Annotated in this window: 15 protein-coding genes and 1 tRNA gene; 2 read left to right on the plus strand and 14 right to left on the minus strand. The window is 56.7% G+C overall.

Annotated elements, in window-relative coordinates:
- Positions 1–339: 339 nt before the first annotated feature.
- On the plus strand, positions 340–2,526 hold the full coding sequence (gene fhuE, locus ACHHZ7_RS08465; protein ID WP_395148929.1) for a ferric-rhodotorulic acid/ferric-coprogen receptor FhuE: 2,187 nt from the start codon (positions 340–342) through the stop codon (positions 2,524–2,526).
- 22 nt (positions 2,527–2,548) lie between these two features.
- On the opposite strand, the gene paaY is transcribed toward fhuE, so the two are convergent.
- The 13 genes from paaY to paaA all read right to left on the minus strand — a co-directional run bounded on the left by paaY (position 2,549) and on the right by paaA (position 13,764).
- The gene (gene paaY, locus ACHHZ7_RS08470) at positions 2,549–3,145 is read right to left on the minus strand and encodes a phenylacetic acid degradation protein PaaY (protein WP_192464096.1); all 597 of its coding nucleotides are present in this window, start codon (positions 3,143–3,145) and stop codon (positions 2,549–2,551) included.
- An 11-nt stretch (positions 3,146–3,156) separates the two neighbouring features.
- Entirely contained in the window at positions 3,157–4,083 is a 927-nt protein-coding gene (paaX, locus tag ACHHZ7_RS08475; RefSeq protein WP_164091699.1) for a phenylacetic acid degradation operon negative regulatory protein PaaX, read from the minus strand.
- Between the two features lie 157 nt (positions 4,084–4,240).
- Positions 4,241–5,560, minus strand: a complete 1,320-nt coding sequence (gene paaK / locus ACHHZ7_RS08480; protein WP_003832244.1) for a phenylacetate--CoA ligase PaaK — start codon at positions 5,558–5,560, stop codon at positions 4,241–4,243.
- A gap of 28 nt (positions 5,561–5,588) precedes the next feature.
- Positions 5,589–6,794 (minus strand): 3-oxoadipyl-CoA thiolase, encoded by a 1,206-nt coding sequence (pcaF, locus tag ACHHZ7_RS08485; RefSeq protein WP_060682353.1) that lies wholly within the window; start codon positions 6,792–6,794, stop codon positions 5,589–5,591.
- Complete coding sequence (gene paaI / locus ACHHZ7_RS08490) at positions 6,794–7,216, minus strand: hydroxyphenylacetyl-CoA thioesterase PaaI (protein WP_060682354.1); 423 nt, start codon at positions 7,214–7,216, stop codon at positions 6,794–6,796. The genes pcaF and paaI overlap by 1 nt, the downstream gene beginning before the upstream one ends.
- Positions 7,209–8,627 carry a 3-hydroxyacyl-CoA dehydrogenase gene (locus tag ACHHZ7_RS08495; protein ID WP_060682355.1) on the minus strand — a complete coding sequence of 473 codons (1,419 nt, stop codon included), beginning with the start codon at positions 8,625–8,627 and terminating at the stop codon, positions 7,209–7,211. The genes paaI and ACHHZ7_RS08495 overlap by 8 nt, the downstream gene beginning before the upstream one ends.
- Before the next feature lie 3 nt (positions 8,628–8,630).
- Positions 8,631–9,419, minus strand: a complete 789-nt coding sequence (gene paaG / locus ACHHZ7_RS08500; RefSeq protein WP_060682356.1) for a 2-(1,2-epoxy-1,2-dihydrophenyl)acetyl-CoA isomerase PaaG — start codon at positions 9,417–9,419, stop codon at positions 8,631–8,633.
- A gap of 2 nt (positions 9,420–9,421) precedes the next feature.
- Positions 9,422–10,189, minus strand: a complete 768-nt coding sequence (gene paaF / locus ACHHZ7_RS08505) for a 2,3-dehydroadipyl-CoA hydratase PaaF (protein ID WP_060682357.1) — start codon at positions 10,187–10,189, stop codon at positions 9,422–9,424.
- Entirely contained in the window at positions 10,186–11,256 is a 1,071-nt protein-coding gene (gene paaE, locus ACHHZ7_RS08510) for a 1,2-phenylacetyl-CoA epoxidase subunit PaaE (protein ID WP_192464095.1), read from the minus strand. The genes paaF and paaE overlap by 4 nt, the downstream gene beginning before the upstream one ends.
- Positions 11,257–11,263: 7 nt before the next feature.
- Positions 11,264–11,761: a 1,2-phenylacetyl-CoA epoxidase subunit PaaD gene (gene paaD / locus ACHHZ7_RS08515; protein ID WP_032943004.1), complete on the minus strand. Its 498-nt coding sequence runs from the start codon at positions 11,759–11,761 to the stop codon at positions 11,264–11,266.
- Positions 11,762–11,773: 12 nt separating this feature from the next.
- Entirely contained in the window at positions 11,774–12,529 is a 756-nt protein-coding gene (gene paaC, locus ACHHZ7_RS08520) for a 1,2-phenylacetyl-CoA epoxidase subunit PaaC (RefSeq protein WP_048235631.1), read from the minus strand.
- A gap of 7 nt (positions 12,530–12,536) precedes the next feature.
- Positions 12,537–12,824, minus strand: a complete 288-nt coding sequence (gene paaB / locus ACHHZ7_RS08525) for a 1,2-phenylacetyl-CoA epoxidase subunit PaaB (RefSeq protein ID WP_032943000.1) — start codon at positions 12,822–12,824, stop codon at positions 12,537–12,539.
- A 10-nt stretch (positions 12,825–12,834) separates the two neighbouring features.
- Positions 12,835–13,764, minus strand: a complete 930-nt coding sequence (gene paaA / locus ACHHZ7_RS08530; protein WP_032942998.1) for a 1,2-phenylacetyl-CoA epoxidase subunit PaaA — start codon at positions 13,762–13,764, stop codon at positions 12,835–12,837.
- A 285-nt stretch (positions 13,765–14,049) separates the two neighbouring features.
- On the opposite strand from paaA, the gene paaZ reads away from it, so the two are divergent.
- Positions 14,050–16,095, plus strand: a complete 2,046-nt coding sequence (paaZ, locus tag ACHHZ7_RS08535) for a phenylacetic acid degradation bifunctional protein PaaZ (protein ID WP_060682359.1) — start codon at positions 14,050–14,052, stop codon at positions 16,093–16,095.
- Positions 16,096–16,177: 82 nt separating this feature from the next.
- Here paaZ and ACHHZ7_RS08540 read toward each other — a convergent pair.
- Positions 16,178–16,253: transfer RNA gene (locus tag ACHHZ7_RS08540), tRNA-Asn, on the minus strand.
- Positions 16,254–16,280 lie beyond the last annotated feature (27 nt).

Below are 16,280 nucleotides of genomic sequence, written 5' to 3' on the forward strand. Positions count from 1 at the left end.
TTTTTCATTAACAGCCCAAGCGTTTTGCCATGCTACGCCGGGTAACTCTGCGAGTATAGAGTATGAGCGAGTTACTCACGCTCTTTCAACTTTAACCCTCGATTTTTTAAGCGAAAACCCCAGTCAGTGCTGCTCTTATAACCATTTCCCTGCGCTATTGCTCAAGCATAGTACTGAAACAATATTTCATTTATGCCGTAGCATCTGTTTACACATTGAGTGCTAATGCGTATATTTCGCATTTGTATTTACATGCGCATTTAATAATTTACAACCAAAGGGTTCATCACAACTACCGGTGATTTGAACTTAATATTAATAATTATCAAGGACTTTTCGATGTCTTTCACAACACTCAACGGGAATGTTCAACGCCAACCGGGCCTTGCCCCTTCTTTGCTGGCAGCATGCATCACGCTAGCGCTTTTACCTTCCACCAGCCTCGCAGCCCCTGCTGAAGAGACAGTGATCGTGGAGGGTTCTGCTCCAGCCGCATCCAGTGAGGAGCAGGATTACAGCGTTAAATCGACGACCGCTGGCACAAAAATGCAGATGACACAGCGCGATATCCCGCAATCAGTCAGCATTGTCAGCCAGCAGCGCATGGAAGATCAGCAGTTGCAAACGCTGGGCGATGTGATGGATAACACGTTGGGGATAAGCAAAAGCCAGGCGGATTCAGATCGCAGCAGCTATTACTCGCGCGGATTTCAGATTGATAACTATATGGTCGATGGGATCCCGACCTATTTTGAATCCCGCTGGAATCTCGGTGACGCCCTTTCTGACACCGCCCTTTTTGAGCGTGTCGAAGTGGTCCGTGGCGCAAACGGGCTAATGACCGGGACGGGTAACCCTTCAGCCTCCATTAACATGATCCGTAAGCATGCCTCCAGCCGCGAGTTCACCGGTAATGTTTCAGCGGAATATGGCAGTTGGAACAAACAACGCTATGTGACCAATCTGCAAAGCCCGCTTACAGCAGACGGCAACGTGCGCGGCCGCATCGTGGCGGGTTACCAGAATAACGACTCCTGGCTTGATCGCTACAATAGCGAAAAAATGTTCTTCTCCGGGATTGTCGATGCCGATTTGGGTGACACCACCAGCCTGTCTGCGGGCTATGAATATCAGCGCATTGATATCAACAGCCCAACCTGGGGTGGATTGCCGCGCTGGAATACCGACGGCAGTAAAAACAGCTACGACCGTTCGCGCAGCACTGCGCCGGACTGGGCTTACAACGATAAAGACTTCAACAAAGTGTTTGTCACCATCAAACAGCGTTTTGCCGATACCTGGCAGGCGACCATGAACGCCACCCACTCCGAGGTCAAGTTCGACAGTAAAATGATGTACGTCGATGCCTATGTTAATAAGGCCGACGGCACGCTGATTGGCCCATATGGTAACTATGGTCCAGGATATGACTACGTCGGAGGAACCGGCTGGAACAGCGGCAAACGTAAAGTGGATGCTGTCGATCTATTTGCCGACGGCGGTTACGATCTGTTTGGTCGTCAGCATAATCTGATGCTGGGCGGCAGCTACAGTAAACAGAATAACCGTTATGAAAGCTCGTGGGCGAACGTTTTCCCCAACGAAATCGGCAGCTTCTATACCTATGATGGTAACTTCCCTGAAACCAACTGGAACCCGCAGTCATTGGCTCAGGACGATACCACGCACATGAAATCGCTGTACGCCGCAACGCGTATTTCGCTGGCCGACCCACTGCATTTGATTGTTGGCGCACGTTACACCAACTGGCGTATCGACACCCTGACCTACAGCATGGAGCAAAACCACACCACGCCGTATGCGGGTCTGGTCTATGACATTGACGATAACTGGTCTACCTACGCCAGCTATACCTCAATCTTCCAGCCGCAGAACAAGCGCGACAGTTCCGGTAAATATCTCTCTCCGATCACCGGCAACAACTATGAGCTTGGCCTGAAGTCCGACTGGATGAACAGCCGTTTAACCACCACGCTCGCGGTGTTCCGCATTGAACAGGATAACGTAGCGCAATCAACCGGCGTGCCAATCGCCGGTAGCAATGGCGACACAGCCTTTAAAGCGATGGATGGTACGGTCAGCAAAGGGGTCGAATTCGAGATTAACGGTGCGATCACTGATAACTGGCAGATGACGTTTGGTGCGACACGCTATGTTGCTGAAGACAACGAAGGCAATGCAGTAAACCCGAATCTGCCGCGGACCACGGTCAAACTGTTTACCCGTTATCGCCTGCCAGCCATGCCGGAACTGACCGTCGGCGGTGGAGTTAACTGGCAGAATCGTGTTTACAGCGATACGGTCACGCCTTATGGCACATTCCGCGCGGAACAGGGAAGCTACGCCCTGGTAGATTTGTTCACCCGCTACCAGGTAACAAAAAACTTCTCAGTGCAGGGTAACCTTAATAACCTGTTCGATAAAACCTACGACACGAATATCGACGGTTCTATCGTTTATGGTGAGCCGCGTAACGTCAGCGTTACCGCCAGCTATCAGTTCTGACACCGGGTATTGCGTAGAATCGCTAACTCGCTGACTTAGGTTGCAAATTCTCATCAAACTCCAGCCGCTTTCTGTCGGGTTCTACCGCAGTCAGCGGCTCCACTTCTGCAAGCGTCTGCTGACAGCGCCCCACCAGCACCTGATACTCGCGAGTGCCCTGTTTTTTCCACACCAGTTCCTGCTCAGTTAACATGCGAATCGCTTTCGCCGGGCTGCCGACAATCAGATGGTTGGCGGGCATCTCAGCGCGCGCTTTCACAAACGCCGAAGCGCCAACGATACTGTTTTCACCGATGATCGCGCCATCGATAATCACCGCGCTCATGCCGATCAGCGCGTTACGCCCAATCACACAGCCGTGCAGAATCGCGCCGTGGCCGATATGTCCGTCCTCTTCCACCACCGTATCCTGGCCGGGAAATCCGTGCATCACGCAGTTATCCTGGATATTCGCCCCATCTTTAACCACGAGACGCCCAAAATCTCCGCGCAGGCTGGCGTTGGGACCAACATAAACACCTTTGCCGAGAATGACATCGCCAATCAGCACTGCGGTTGGGTGAACATAGCTTTCTGCAGGAACTACCGGGATCATCCCGTCAATCTGGTAAATCGGCATGGCTTCTCCTGTTACACCTCGGCTAATCCGCCGAAGCGTTGATAATAGAGCGGACCCGGCGCGGGCAGTTCCCCCACCGAGCTCTCGCCTTTTTCGCTGACGAAAACCTGGGCGCCGGGCGCAACACGTTGATAAATATTAATGCACAGCTGACGCGCCGTCTGACCCAGCCAGTGAGCAGGCAACAATTCTTCCGGCAGCAGCGGATCTTTGAGCACAACCCGACGATAGAAGTGAATGAGCAACAGGCGGATCTGGAAGCAGCGCTCTGGCGTAAGTTCGTCCGGCCCGGCGTCACGCAGTAGCGGTAACAACGGACGGAACAGCGTGATAAACGCCTCGTACATGGCATTTTGTTCGGTTAAGTGCCAGCACCCTTCTACCCGCTCACGCAGCGCAGCGCGGGAGAGTGCCAACGGCGAATGCGCCTCAAAAACGATGACGTTTTCCGCTACCCCAGCTTCATGAAGCAGCGACTGTACGTCCGCCAGCTTTTGCGATGGCGACGCCAGCAGACTCGGCGCCAGTATGCCAAAACCTTGCCATAACAGCTGCTTTTTAACTTCGGCCAGGGTATTTTTCTCCAGCCCCTCCGACAGCAGCAGCAGCCAGGTACCGTCCCACTCAGGGGCGCTGGCACGGTAGATTTTGCTCTCGGCGCGGCGCGTCAAGCGTAGCCCTTTATCACTCAGGCGGTAGAAACTGCGGCGGCCGATACGTACTACGTCCAGCCATTCTTCTTTATTAAGGCGAAACAGCGCAGTACGTACAAAACGCTCACCGAAGCCAAGCCCTTCCAGCAGCGCGGCAACGCTACCGAGCCAGACTTCTCCACCGCGTTGCGATAAACAGTCCCCGTAAAGCGAGGCGATAAGAGAGGTGCCGCTGACCGGCATTGCGGTTACCGCCTGCTGAATAAAACTATCGAGTTTTTCCATATGATTCATACTGTTGTCTTTTTTGTCCTTTTTGAATCATAGCACAGGATAATTTCCGCGATATGGCAGGAATTTGTAGGCCGGATAAGGCAACGCTGCCATCCGGCAACTTGTGCGCTCTCGCCTGATGGCGCTGCGCTTATCAGGCCTACGAGGCTTAGCCGTTGGCGGCAACTTTGCGCAGGTCGAACACCCGACACGCCTTTCCTTCTGAGCGCGGGATGCTGCCGCAGTTAACAATGCTTACGTCCGTTGAAATACCGACCATCGACTTAATACGATGACGTAAATGATGGCAAATCTGGCAGCGCTGCTCATGGCTTAGCACCAGGCTACTCTCTTTAAGCTCCACGCGTACCGAAAGCGAATCAAGATGTCCTCGGCGATCCACTTCCAACTGGTAATGCGGAGCCAGATGTTCAATCTTGAGGATCTCTTCTTCCACCTGCGATGGGAAGACGTTGACGCCGCGAATAATCAGCATATCGTCGCTGCGCCCGCTAATGCGATCCATACGACGCATCGTGCGTGCGGTACCCGGCAGCAGGCGCGTCAGGTCGCGGGTACGATAACGAATGACCGGTAGCGCTTCTTTCGTCAGCGTGGTGAACAGCAGTTCGCCGTGCTCGCCGTCGGCCAGTGGCGTACCGTCATCCGGATTGACCACTTCCGGGAAGAAATGATCCTCCCATATTGTCGGACCATCACCCGTTTCGATGCACTCCATCGCCACGCCCGGCCCCATCACTTCCGAGAGGCCATAAATATCCAGCGCCGTAATACCCAGGCGACGTTCGATCTCCGCGCGCATCCCCGTTGTCCACGGCTCTGCGCCAAAGACACCGGTACGCAGCGAACAACCCCGCGCGTCACCGCCCATCTGGCGCTCCAGCTCTTCAATCAGGTTCAGACAGTAGGATGGCGTGACCATAATCATGTCAGGTTTGAAATCGCGAATCAGCTGCGCCTGTTTCTCGGTTTGACCGCCGGACATCGGGATAACCGTTGCCCCCAGGCGTTCCGCGCCGTAGTGCGCACCCAGTCCGCCGGTGAAAAGGCCATAGCCATAAGCGACGTGGATTTTATCTTTCGCGGTACCGCCTGCGGCACGCAGCGAGCGGGCGACGATGTTAGCCCAGGTATCGATATCATTTTGCGTATAGCCCACCACCGTCGGTTTACCCGTGGTGCCGGATGATGCATGGATACGCACCACCTGCTCCATCGGTACCGCGAAGGTGTCGAAGGGATAGTTGTCACGCAGGTCCTGCTTGGTGGTGCAGGGAAACTTGCTCAGATCGCTCAGCTCACGGAAATCATCCGGGTGAACCCCCGCCGCGTCGAACTTACGGCGGTACATCGGGACATTTTCATAGGCGTGTTTTAACGTCCATTTCAGGCGCTCGGTTTGCAAAGCCTGTAATTCGTCACGCGATGCGGTTTCAATCGGATCTAATTTTGTTGTTGTCGTTGTCATTTTGTAGGGCACTCGCAGGTCAATTAGCTCACACTCGCTCAAGGATCATGGCAATGCCCTGACCCACGCCAATACACATCGTACACAGCGCATAACGTCCATTGCGTCGTTCCAGCTCCAGCGTTGCGGCCAGCGCTAGCCGCACACCGCTCATCCCCAGCGGGTGACCTAAAGCGATAGCCCCCCCATTGGGATTCACGTGTTCTGCGTCATCTGCCAGTCCAAGCTGTCTCATCACACCCAACGCCTGGGCGGCAAAGGCTTCATTCAGCTCAATCACATCCATATCGTTGATATTCAGCCCGGCGCGCTCCAGCACTTTTCGTACCGCAGGAACTGGCCCAAGCCCCATAAACTTCGGCTCCACGCCCGCCGTCGCCATCGCGACAATGCGTGCACGCGGCGTTAGTCCCTGGGCCTTTATGTGTTGCTCGCTGGCTACGATCATTGCTGCCGCGCCGTCGTTGACCCCAGATGCATTGCCTGCGGTAACCACGCCGTTCTTACGAAACGGTGTTTTCAGTTGTGCGAGTTGCTCCAGCGTGGTTTCTGCACGCGGATGTTCATCTTCACGTACTGCGCTAACTGCCCCTTTCTTGCCAATGATTTGTACCGGCACAATTTCCTGCGCCAGAATGCCGTCACGCAGGGCTTTCGCCGTGCGCTGCTGGCTGCGATACGCAAAGGCGTCCTGGTCCTCTCGGCTTATATTTAACAATTCAGCTACATTCTCCGCCGTTTCCGGCATGCTGTCAGTTCCGAATTGTTGCTGCATGAGCGGGTTCACAAAACGCCAGCCAATGGTGGTATCAAACATCTCGGCCTGACGCTGAAACGGCGCGGTGGCTTTGCCCATTACAAACGGCGCGCGTGACATTGACTCAACACCACCAGCGATCAGCAGGTCGGCATCACCGGCTTTGATCGTGCGAGCAGCGAAGCCGATTGCATCAAGCCCTGAGCCGCACAGACGGTTGATGGTCGTGCCGGCAATGCTGTGCGGATAACCCGCCAGCAGGGTCGCCATATGCGCCACGTTGCGGTTATCCTCGCCCGCCTGGTTGGCGCAACCGAAGATCACATCGTCAATAGCGCTGGGATCCAGGCGTGGGTTGCGGTTGAGTAATTCACGCAACGGGATGGCCGCCAGATCGTCGGCACGCACGCCTGCCAGCGCCCCGCCGTAGCGACCAATCGGGGTACGAATACCGTCACAAATAAATGCGTCACGCATTAGACTTCTCCTGTAATCGTGCCACCGATGCGGTGGGATTTGCCGCGAAACAGAGCCACGGTTTTGTGTTGCTGATTGACAATTTCAATGTCGTAAACGCCAGTGAGTTTGCCTTGCTGCTTGACCCGCGCGGTGGCGGTCAGTTTGTCACCTGCAAAGGCCGGACGCAGAAAGTCGATACTGGCCGCTGAGGCTACTGCTGCCAGTCCCTGACTGTTGCAGGCGTAAGCAAAGGCAGTATCCGCCAATGAAAACAGTTGCCCGCCGTGACAGGTCTGATGTCCATTCAGCTGCGACGGCGACACGGTCATGATCATCTGCGCATAACCGTCGTCCATCTCAATAATTTCAATCCCCAGCGCCTGCGCGCAGGTGTCTTTCACATACATGGCGCGGGCGTTGCGCCAGGCTTCGTTACTCATGACGCATCTCCATCAGCGCTTTCTGGCGCAGCAGCGCACTCGGGCGATAGCGTTCTTCGCCGTAGTGCTGTTGTAGATTTTCCAGCAGACGCAGCACACGTCCCCAGCCGAGCGATTCGCCCCAGGCCAGCGGCCCGTGCGGGTAGTTGACCCCCAAGCGCATGGCGGTATCGATATCCTCGGCGCTGGCGACTCCTTTTTGCAGCGCATCCAGCGCTTCGTTCGCCAGCATCGCTACCGTGCGCCATACCAGCAGCCCTGGGTAGTCGGCAATACGCAGCACTTTTTTGCCCTGCTGCTGGAAGTAGTACACCGCTTTGTCGGTGGCTGAAGCCGGGTTGGTTGGTGCGCTTGCCAGAACGACGGTGTCGCCCGCAGCATGGTCATACACCACCACCGGGCGCTGGTGCTGCACGCTTAAGGCCAGCGCGGTTTCACCGGTAGTTTCAAGGAGCAGCACATCATCCAGTTCAGTGACAACGTCACGCTTGATATTTTTTGCTGCATTTTCAGGCGCTACCGCTGCAACAGCCAGTTCATGCGATACTTCAGCAGGCCAGCGATAGACGCCGTAACCGCTCTTCTTTCCCAGACGCCCCGCCAGAGCGAGCTCCTGTTGCAGCAAAGACGGCAGAAAACGGCGGTCCTGCCAGAAGGCGTTAAACACCGAACAGGTCACGGCAAAGTTGACGTCCTGGCCAATCAAGTCGGTCAGCGCCAGCGGTCCCATCGGGAACCCGCCGCCGTCGCGCAGTGCGGCATCAATCACTTCCGCTGACGCAACCTGTTCTTCCAGTGCACGCCAGGCTTCGGCGTAGTACGGACGGGCCACGCGGTTAACGATAAAGCCTGGCGTAGAGCGGCAGCGCACCGGCTGTTTGCCCCAGGCAGTCACGCACTGGCAAAGCTGCTCGACCACTTTCGTTGAGGTGGCAAGGCCGCTCACCACTTCCACCAGTTTCATCACCGGTGCCGGGTTAAAGAAGTGCAGCCCCGCCACACGTTCCGGATGCTTCACTCCCGCCGCAATCGCGGTAATTGAGATCGACGAGGTATTACTGGTTAGCAGCGTTGACGGCAAACAGATCTCCGCCAACTGACTAAACAGCGCTTTTTTAATTTCCAGCTGCTCGGAAGCGGCTTCAATCACCAGTTGTGCATCGGCAAGCTGATTCAGTTCAGTCGCGGGGGCGATCCGTGCCAGCAGCTCACTGGCCTGTTCCGCACTGATTTTTCCACGACCAACACGAACGTCGAGTCGCTGGCGAATACCCTCAATGGCGCGAGTAATCGCCTCAGCGGAAATGTCATACAGCAGGACCGAATGTCCGGCGCTGGCAGCCACCTCGGCAATACCTGCACCCATTGTTCCGCCGCCGATCACGGCAACGCGATGAAGAGTTTGCGTCATGGCTTATTTCCCGCTGAACTGTGGTGGACGTTTGGCGAGGAAGGCGCTGACCCCTTCGCGGTAGTCGTCGCTGCGACCGGCCATGCGCTGGTAGTCGCGTTCAAGCTCAAGCTGCTGATCCAGCGTGTTGGTTTCGGAAAGCTGCAAGGCTTTCTTAATCAGCCCCAGGCCATAGGTCGGCTGCGTCGCGAAATGGCGCGCCATGGTCAACGCGGCATCTTTCAACTCGGCATCGTCGACCACTTGCCAGATCATGCCCCACTGCGCGGCCTGTTCGGCGCTGAGGTTATCGCCAAGCATCAGCAAACCCACGGCGCGAGCGCGACCGACTACGCGCGGCAGCACCCAGCTTCCGCCGCAGTCCGGCACCAGGCCGAGTTTGCTGAAGGCCATAACAAACTTCGCCGAGCGCGCGGCGAGGACGATGTCGCAGCCCAAGGCCAGTGTGGCACCGGCACCAGCGGCAACGCCGTTGACGGCACAGATAACCGGCTTCGGCAGCGCGGCTAAGCGGCGCACCAGCGGGTTGTAGAAGCGTTCCACCGACATGCCCAGATCCGGCGCGGGGCCGCTCGGGTCAACGTTACGGTCGTTCAAATCCTGTCCGGCGCAAAATCCGCGTCCGGCACCGGTGATCAGCAGGCAACGAATGGTGTCGTCTCGCTCGGCCTGTTTCAGGCAATCGGCAAGCTGCTGGTGCATCACGTCGTTAAAGCTGTTGAGTCGGTCCGGGCGGTTCAGGGTGATAGTCATCACGCCCTGCTCCACTTCGCTGAGAATAAATGCGTCCACGATTAGCGTCCTTTAAATTCCGGTGTGCGTTTTTCTAAAAAGGCGCTGACGCCTTCACGACGATCTTCGGTGCCGCTCAGCAGCGTAAACAGCTGACGTTCCTGCACCAGACCGGCCTGGAGACCCACTTCTTGCGAAGCGCGTAGAGACTGTTTTGCCGCCCGCAGCGCCAGCGGTGAGTGACGGGCGATGGTCGCCGCCAGCTTGAGCGCGTATTCATCGGAGAGGTTCGCCGGGTGAATGTCACTCACCAGCCCGGCCTGTTGCGCTCGTTCGGCATCAATGCTTTCACCGCTCAGCACCATTCGGCTGGCCAGCGCTTTGCCAACACAACGGATAAGCCGCTGCGTACCGCCCGCCCCTGGCATGGTGCCGAGAGTAATCTCCGGCAGACCAAAGCGGGCGTTATCCCCGGCAATCACCAGGTCGCACAGCAGCGCCAGCTCGCACCCGGCTCCCAGCGCGTAACCGTTAACCACCGCGATCAACGGCTTGTTGAAGGCATCAATACGTGCCCACAGGCGAGGACGAATATCGTCGAAAGTGGCGGGCAGATCTTTTTCCGCCATTTCATTAAGATCGGCCCCGGCGGCGAAATAGCGCGAGTTGCCGCCAATCACGCAAACGCTGATGCTGGCGTCCGCCGCCGCGCTTTCCAGCGCATCAGCAATCTGCGTTAGCAGCGCATTGTTCAGGGCGTTACGCGCCTGCGGACGGTTCAGGGTCAGTTGCAGTACACGGTCGTGACGGGAAATCAGCAGTTCGCTCATGCCATCCCCCGCGCATCGAAGTCGACCACTACGTCACCGCTGGTTGGCAGCGCCTGGCAGCTCAGCACATAGCCCGCCGCCAGTTCATCGGCTTCAAGGCTGTAGTTGGCGGCCATCGCCACCTCGCCGCTGACCACCTTGCATTTGCAGGTGGCGCACACGCCGCCTTTACAGGCGAACGGCAGGTCAGCGCCCTGGCGCAACGCGGCGTCGAGAATGCTGTCATCTTCCGCACTCAGTGAAATCAGGCGATCGCGCCCATCCTGACGAAGGGTGACCGTGCGGCCTTCCGCCTGCACGCCGGTGGCGCGTTTCACGCTGGTCCCCGGCGTATTGAAACGCTCAAGGTGAATGGATTTTTCCGCTATGCCCAGTTCGCGCAGTGCCACTTCGGCTTCATCCATCATTGCCGATGGGCCACAGATAAAGGTGTCGTCAAAGCGGCTGAAATCGAGCAGGTTTTTGCCCAGCGCACGCAGTTTGTCGCCGTCGATACGACCCTGTAGCAGATCGCTGTCCATCGACTCCTGACTGAACAGGTGCACCACCTGTAAACGCTGCGGATAGCGGTCTTTCAGATCGGCCAGCGCCTGACGGAACATCATGCTGTGGCTGCTGCGGTTGCCGTAGATCAGGGTGAACTGGCTGGCCGGTTCGGTCGTCAGCGTCGCTTCAATAATCGCCATCATCGGCGTAATGCCGGACCCGGCGGCAATCGCCAGATATTCGGCTTCGCGCTCGGCCTGCGGCTGGTAGCCGAAGTGCCCCTGCGGCACCATCACTTCCAGCGCCATACCCTGCTGGATATCCTGCTGGGCATAGCGGGAGAAACGCCCACCGTCGATAGCTTTAACCGCGACGCTAATTTCCGACGGCGAGCGGCTGCGACAAATGGAGTAACACCGACGCAGCTCTTCTCCACCGAGGTGAGCTTTCAGCGTCAAATGCTGGCCCGGTCGAAAGGCGTAGTCATTACGCAGCGCGTCAGGAATGGTGAAAGTGATGGTCACCGCATCGCGCGTTTCCGCTTCAACGTTGGCCACGGTAAGCGAATGAAATGTTGTCATCGCAACCTCAAATACATTTAAAGTAATCAAAGGGTTCACGGCAGCTGTCGCAGCGATACAACGCTTTACAGGCCGTGGATCCGAATTCGCTAATCAGCGAGGTATGGGTGCTGGCGCAGCGCGGGCACTGTACGTCAGTTGGCATTTCGGCATGGCAGGCGTGGGCCTGCGGCGGGCTGATACCATACTGGCGCAGGCGTTCGCGGGCGTCCGGGCTCATCCAGTCAGTGGTCCACGGTGGGTCAAGCTGCAGGACGATATGTACTGGCGTATAGCCGTGCTCCGCCATCACCATGCGAATTTCACCCAGTAGATGCTCGGTGGCCGGGCAGCCGGAGTACGTCGGCGTAAAGCCGATAACCCAGCCGTCGCCGCAGCGCTCAACGCTGCGTACCATGCCGAGATCGGTGATGGTCAGCACCGGCACTTCCGGATCGGAAATCGCACTTAACAGCCCCCAAACGGTGTGCACCTCTGGCGGTGCGATCGCGGTAAGACGTTGCATAGCCACCTCCTGCTACCACTGCTGCCCAGGATACGCACGCTGCAAGTACTGCATCTCGGCCAACATCGGCCCGAGATGTTCGCTGTGTAGCCCCTGCTTACCGCCGTTGCGAAACGCCGCCTCTTGCGGAACCTGTAAACCAGAATCAATCAGCGCAGTGTGTACCGTCATTTGCCATTCGGTTTGCAGTTCGCGCGGATCGACGGCAATGCCCTGCCTGGCCAGAGCGATCTCCAGTTCGTCGGCAAGGAACAATTCGCCGGTGTAACGCCACAGATTGTCCACCGCCTTCTGCATCAGTTGCGCGGAGTAGTCAGTACCATTCCCCAGTCGCTCCAGCCAGCCGCGGCTGAAGCGCAGGTGATAACGCACTTCTTTCAGTCCTTTGGCAGCGATAGCCGCAATCTGCTTATCGCGGCTGTTAACCAAACGAGTGAACAGCGCCACATGCCAGACGTCGATAAAGAACTGGCGAGCGATCGTGTCGGCAAAGTTGCCGTTAGGCTGTTCCACCAGCAACAGATTGCGGAACTGACGCTCGTCACGACCAAAAGCCAGCGTGTCTTCGTCGCCGTTACCCGCCAGTTCGGCGGCGTAGCTGAGGAAGTTGCGCGCCTGCCCCAGCAGGTCGAGGCCGATATTAGCCAGCGCCAGATCAATCTCCAGCTCCGGCGCATGACCGCACCAGGCACCCAGACGCTGAGCCAGCACCAGGCCGTTATCGCCCAGACGCAGGGCATAGGTTGCAACGGGATTCAGGTTATTCATCGTTGCCTCACATATGTTCCATGCCGTCCGGCACGGTGTAGAACGTGGGATGGCGATAGACTTTGCTCTCCGCCGGGTCAAAAAATTCACCGCGTTCTTCCGGCTGTGACGCAACAATTTCGCTGGCTTTCACCACCCAGATGGAGCAGCCTTCGCTGCGGCGTGTATAGGCATCGCGTGCATTTTCCAGCGCCATCTGGTCATCGGCGGCATGCAGACTGCCAACGTGACGGTGTGATAACCCCTGTTTGCTGCGGACAAAAACTTCGTATAACGGCCAGTATGTTTTGCTCATGACTCTCTCCTTACGCCGCGTCGCGGGCCTGTTGCTTTTCGGCGTGCGCCAGTGCGGCCTCGCGCACCCATGCCCCTTCTTCCCAGGCCTTACGCTTTGCGCCCAGACGTTCGTGGTTGCAGACACCACGACCGTTGATGACCTCATTAAATTCCTGCCAGTCGATCTCACCGAATCGATATTTCCCCGTCGCTTCATCAAGCTGTAGGTCGGCGTCCGGCACGGTCATACCGAGGATTTCTACCTGCGGGACCGTGTTATCAACAAAGCGCTGACGCAGTTCGTCGTTGGAGTGCAGTTTGATTTTCCACGCCATACTGCGGGCACTGTTCGGTGAGTTGTCGTCGTTCGGGCCAAACATCATCAACGCAGGCCACCAGAAACGGTTGATGGCGTCCTGCAGCATCTGACGCTGTTCCTCGCTACCAGTAGCCAGCGCCATACACGCTTCGAAGCCTTGACGCTGATGGAAGCTCTCTTCTTTGCAGATTTTGACCATCGCCCTGGCATACGGGCCGTAGGAGGTACGACACAGCGCCACCTGGTTAACAATCGCCGCGCCATCGACCAGCCAGCCGATCACACCGATATCCGCCCAGCTCAGGGTTGGGTAGTTGAAGATGGAGGAGTATTTCATCTGGCCGTCGAGCATCTTCTGGTACAGATCTTCACGCGCGCAGCCCAGTGTTTCCGCCGCGCTGTAGAGGTACAGACCGTGTCCGGCCTCGTCCTGTACTTTTGCGAGCAGAATGGCCTTACGCCGCAGCGTAGGTGCGCGGGTTATCCAGTTGCCTTCCGGTAACATGCCGACAATTTCCGAGTGCGCATGCTGGCCAATCTGGCGGATCAGCGTCTTACGGTATGCGTCCGGCATCCAGTCCTGCGGCTCGATGGCCGTTTCCTGCGCGATGCGCTGGTCAAAGCGTTGTTCTTCTGTCACGTCATCACCTTATGATTCCGATAATTTCAACAAATCAATATTTGCGAATCACTTTGTTTTATAAAAGTTACATCTTGGTTAAATAAAACCACAAATTTTGTTTGCTGATTTTGCGATACTTGTCGCAAATGGTTTTTGTTTATTCATTAATAACAGATAGATAACCAATAAAGGTAAAGTGTTCGCGATCTCATTGTTAACAAATTATTAAAATCTCACTTGCATTTTTTGATTCATAAAAGAACTATTTAAAGAGATATTACGGAACACATCTGGAGATTAACGATGCAGCAGTTAGCCAGTTATTTATCCGGTGCCTGGCAGACAGGCCGGGGCCGCACGCGCACCATCCACCACGCTCTTACCGGTGAAGCGCTTTGGGAAGTGACAAGCGTTGGACTGGATATGGCGCAGGCGCGCCGCTTTGCTATTGAGCACGGCGGCAAAGCGTTACAGGCAATGAGTTTTATTGAGCGCAGCGCGATGCTAAAAGCGGTGGCGAAGCATTTAATGGAACTGAAAGCCGATTTCTATGCCATATCCGCGCAAACCGGAGCAACGCGCGGTGACAGCTGGGTCGATATCGAAGGCGGCATTGGCACGCTTTTCACTTATGCCAGTCTCGGTGGCCGCGAGCTGCCGGACGATACGCTGTGGCCGGAAGACGAACTGATCCCGCTGTCCAAACAGGGCGGTTTTGCCGCACGCCACGTGCTGACCTCCAAATCCGGTGTTGCGGTGCATATCAACGCCTTTAACTTCCCCTGCTGGGGTATGTTAGAGAAGCTGGCGCCAACCTGGCTTGCCGGGATGCCAGCCATTATCAAACCTGCAACCGCCACCGCGCAGCTCACTCAGGCAATGGTGAAAGCGATTATCGACAGTGGCCTGGTACCGAACGGCGCAATTAGCCTTATCTGTGGCGGCGCGGGCGACCTGCTCGATCACCTCGACAGCCAGGATGTGGTGACCTTTACCGGTTCTGCTCATACCGGGCAGCAGTTGCGCGTGCACCCCAACCTGGTGGCTAAATCGGTTCCTTTCACCATGGAAGCGGATTCACTCAACTGCTGTGTGCTTGGTGATGACGTCACCCCAGAACAGCCTGAGTTTGCATTGTTTGTACGTGAAGTAGTGCGCGAGATGACGACCAAAGCCGGGCAGAAATGTACCGCTATCCGCCGCATTATCGTGCCACAGGCGCAGGTGAAAGCGGTCAGCGAGGCGCTGATTTCCCGTCTGCAAAAAGTGGTAGTGGGCGATCCGGCGCAGGAAGGCGTGAAGATGGGGTCGCTGGTGAATAACGATCAGCGTCAGGACGTACAGGATAATGTGAATCGTCTGGTTGAAGCCGGGTGTGAGGTGCTTCTGGGCGGAAAAGCAGATCTGAGCACGGCTGGGGCTTTCTTCCCGCCAACGCTGCTGTTTTGTCCGCAGCCGGATGAAATTGCCGCGGTACATGCAATTGAAGCCTTTGGTCCGGTCGCCACGCTGATGCCGTATCAAAATACCGGGCATGCCATGACGCTGGCGCGCGCCGGTGAAGGCAGTCTGGCAGGAACGCTGGTGACGGCGAGCGGTGAACTGGCGCGAGAGTTTGTCCTCGGTGCGGCCCGCGCCCACGGGCGTATTCAGGTGCTGAACGAAGAGTCCTCGGCGGAATCGACCGGTCACGGCTCTCCGCTGCCACAGCTGGTCCACGGCGGGCCTGGACGTGCAGGCGGCGGTGAAGAGCTGGGTGGTCTGCGCGCGGTGAAACACTACATGCAACGCACCGCCATTCAGGGCAGCCCAACCATGCTCGCGGCGGTAAGCCAACAGTGGGTGCGTGGCGCTCGGGTGGAGGAAGATCGTATTCACCCGTTCCGTAAATACTTCGAAGAGATCCAGCCGGGCGACAGCCTGCTGACGCCACGTCGTACACTGACCGAAGCGGATATCGTTAACTTTGCCTGCCTCAGCGGTGACCACTTCTACGCCCATATGGACAAGATTGCAGCAGCCGATTCCATTTTCGGCGAGCGCGTGGTGCACGGTTACTTCCTGATTTCCGCCGCAGCCGGTCTGTTTGTCGACGCGGGTGTCGGTCCAGTGATTGCTAACTATGGCATGGAAAACCTGCGCTTTATCGAGCCGGTTAAGCCGGGCGATACTATCCAGGTGCGTTTAACCTGCAAACGCAAAACGGTGAAACGTCAGCGCAATGCCGAAGAAAAAGCGACCGGCGTGGTGGAGTGGTCGGTGGAGATCTTTAATCAGCACCAGCAGGCGGTGGCGCTGTATTCCATTCTGACGTTGGTTGCGCGTCAGCATGGGGATTTCCCGGCGTAAGATTCCGGCGTAGCTTCGCTCGATCAGGCTTGAAACATAAAGCAAAAAGCCTGCTTAGTTTCCTAAGCAGGCTTCTTAAATATGGCTCCTCTGACTGGACTCGAACCAGTGACATACGGATTAACAGTCCGCCGTTCTACCGACTGAACTACAGAGGAATCGTTGTGGAGGCTTATCTTAGCGGC

This window comes from Citrobacter freundii complex sp. 2024EL-00216 (assembly GCF_043945515.1).
Taxonomy (GTDB): domain Bacteria; phylum Pseudomonadota; class Gammaproteobacteria; order Enterobacterales; family Enterobacteriaceae; genus Citrobacter; species Citrobacter portucalensis.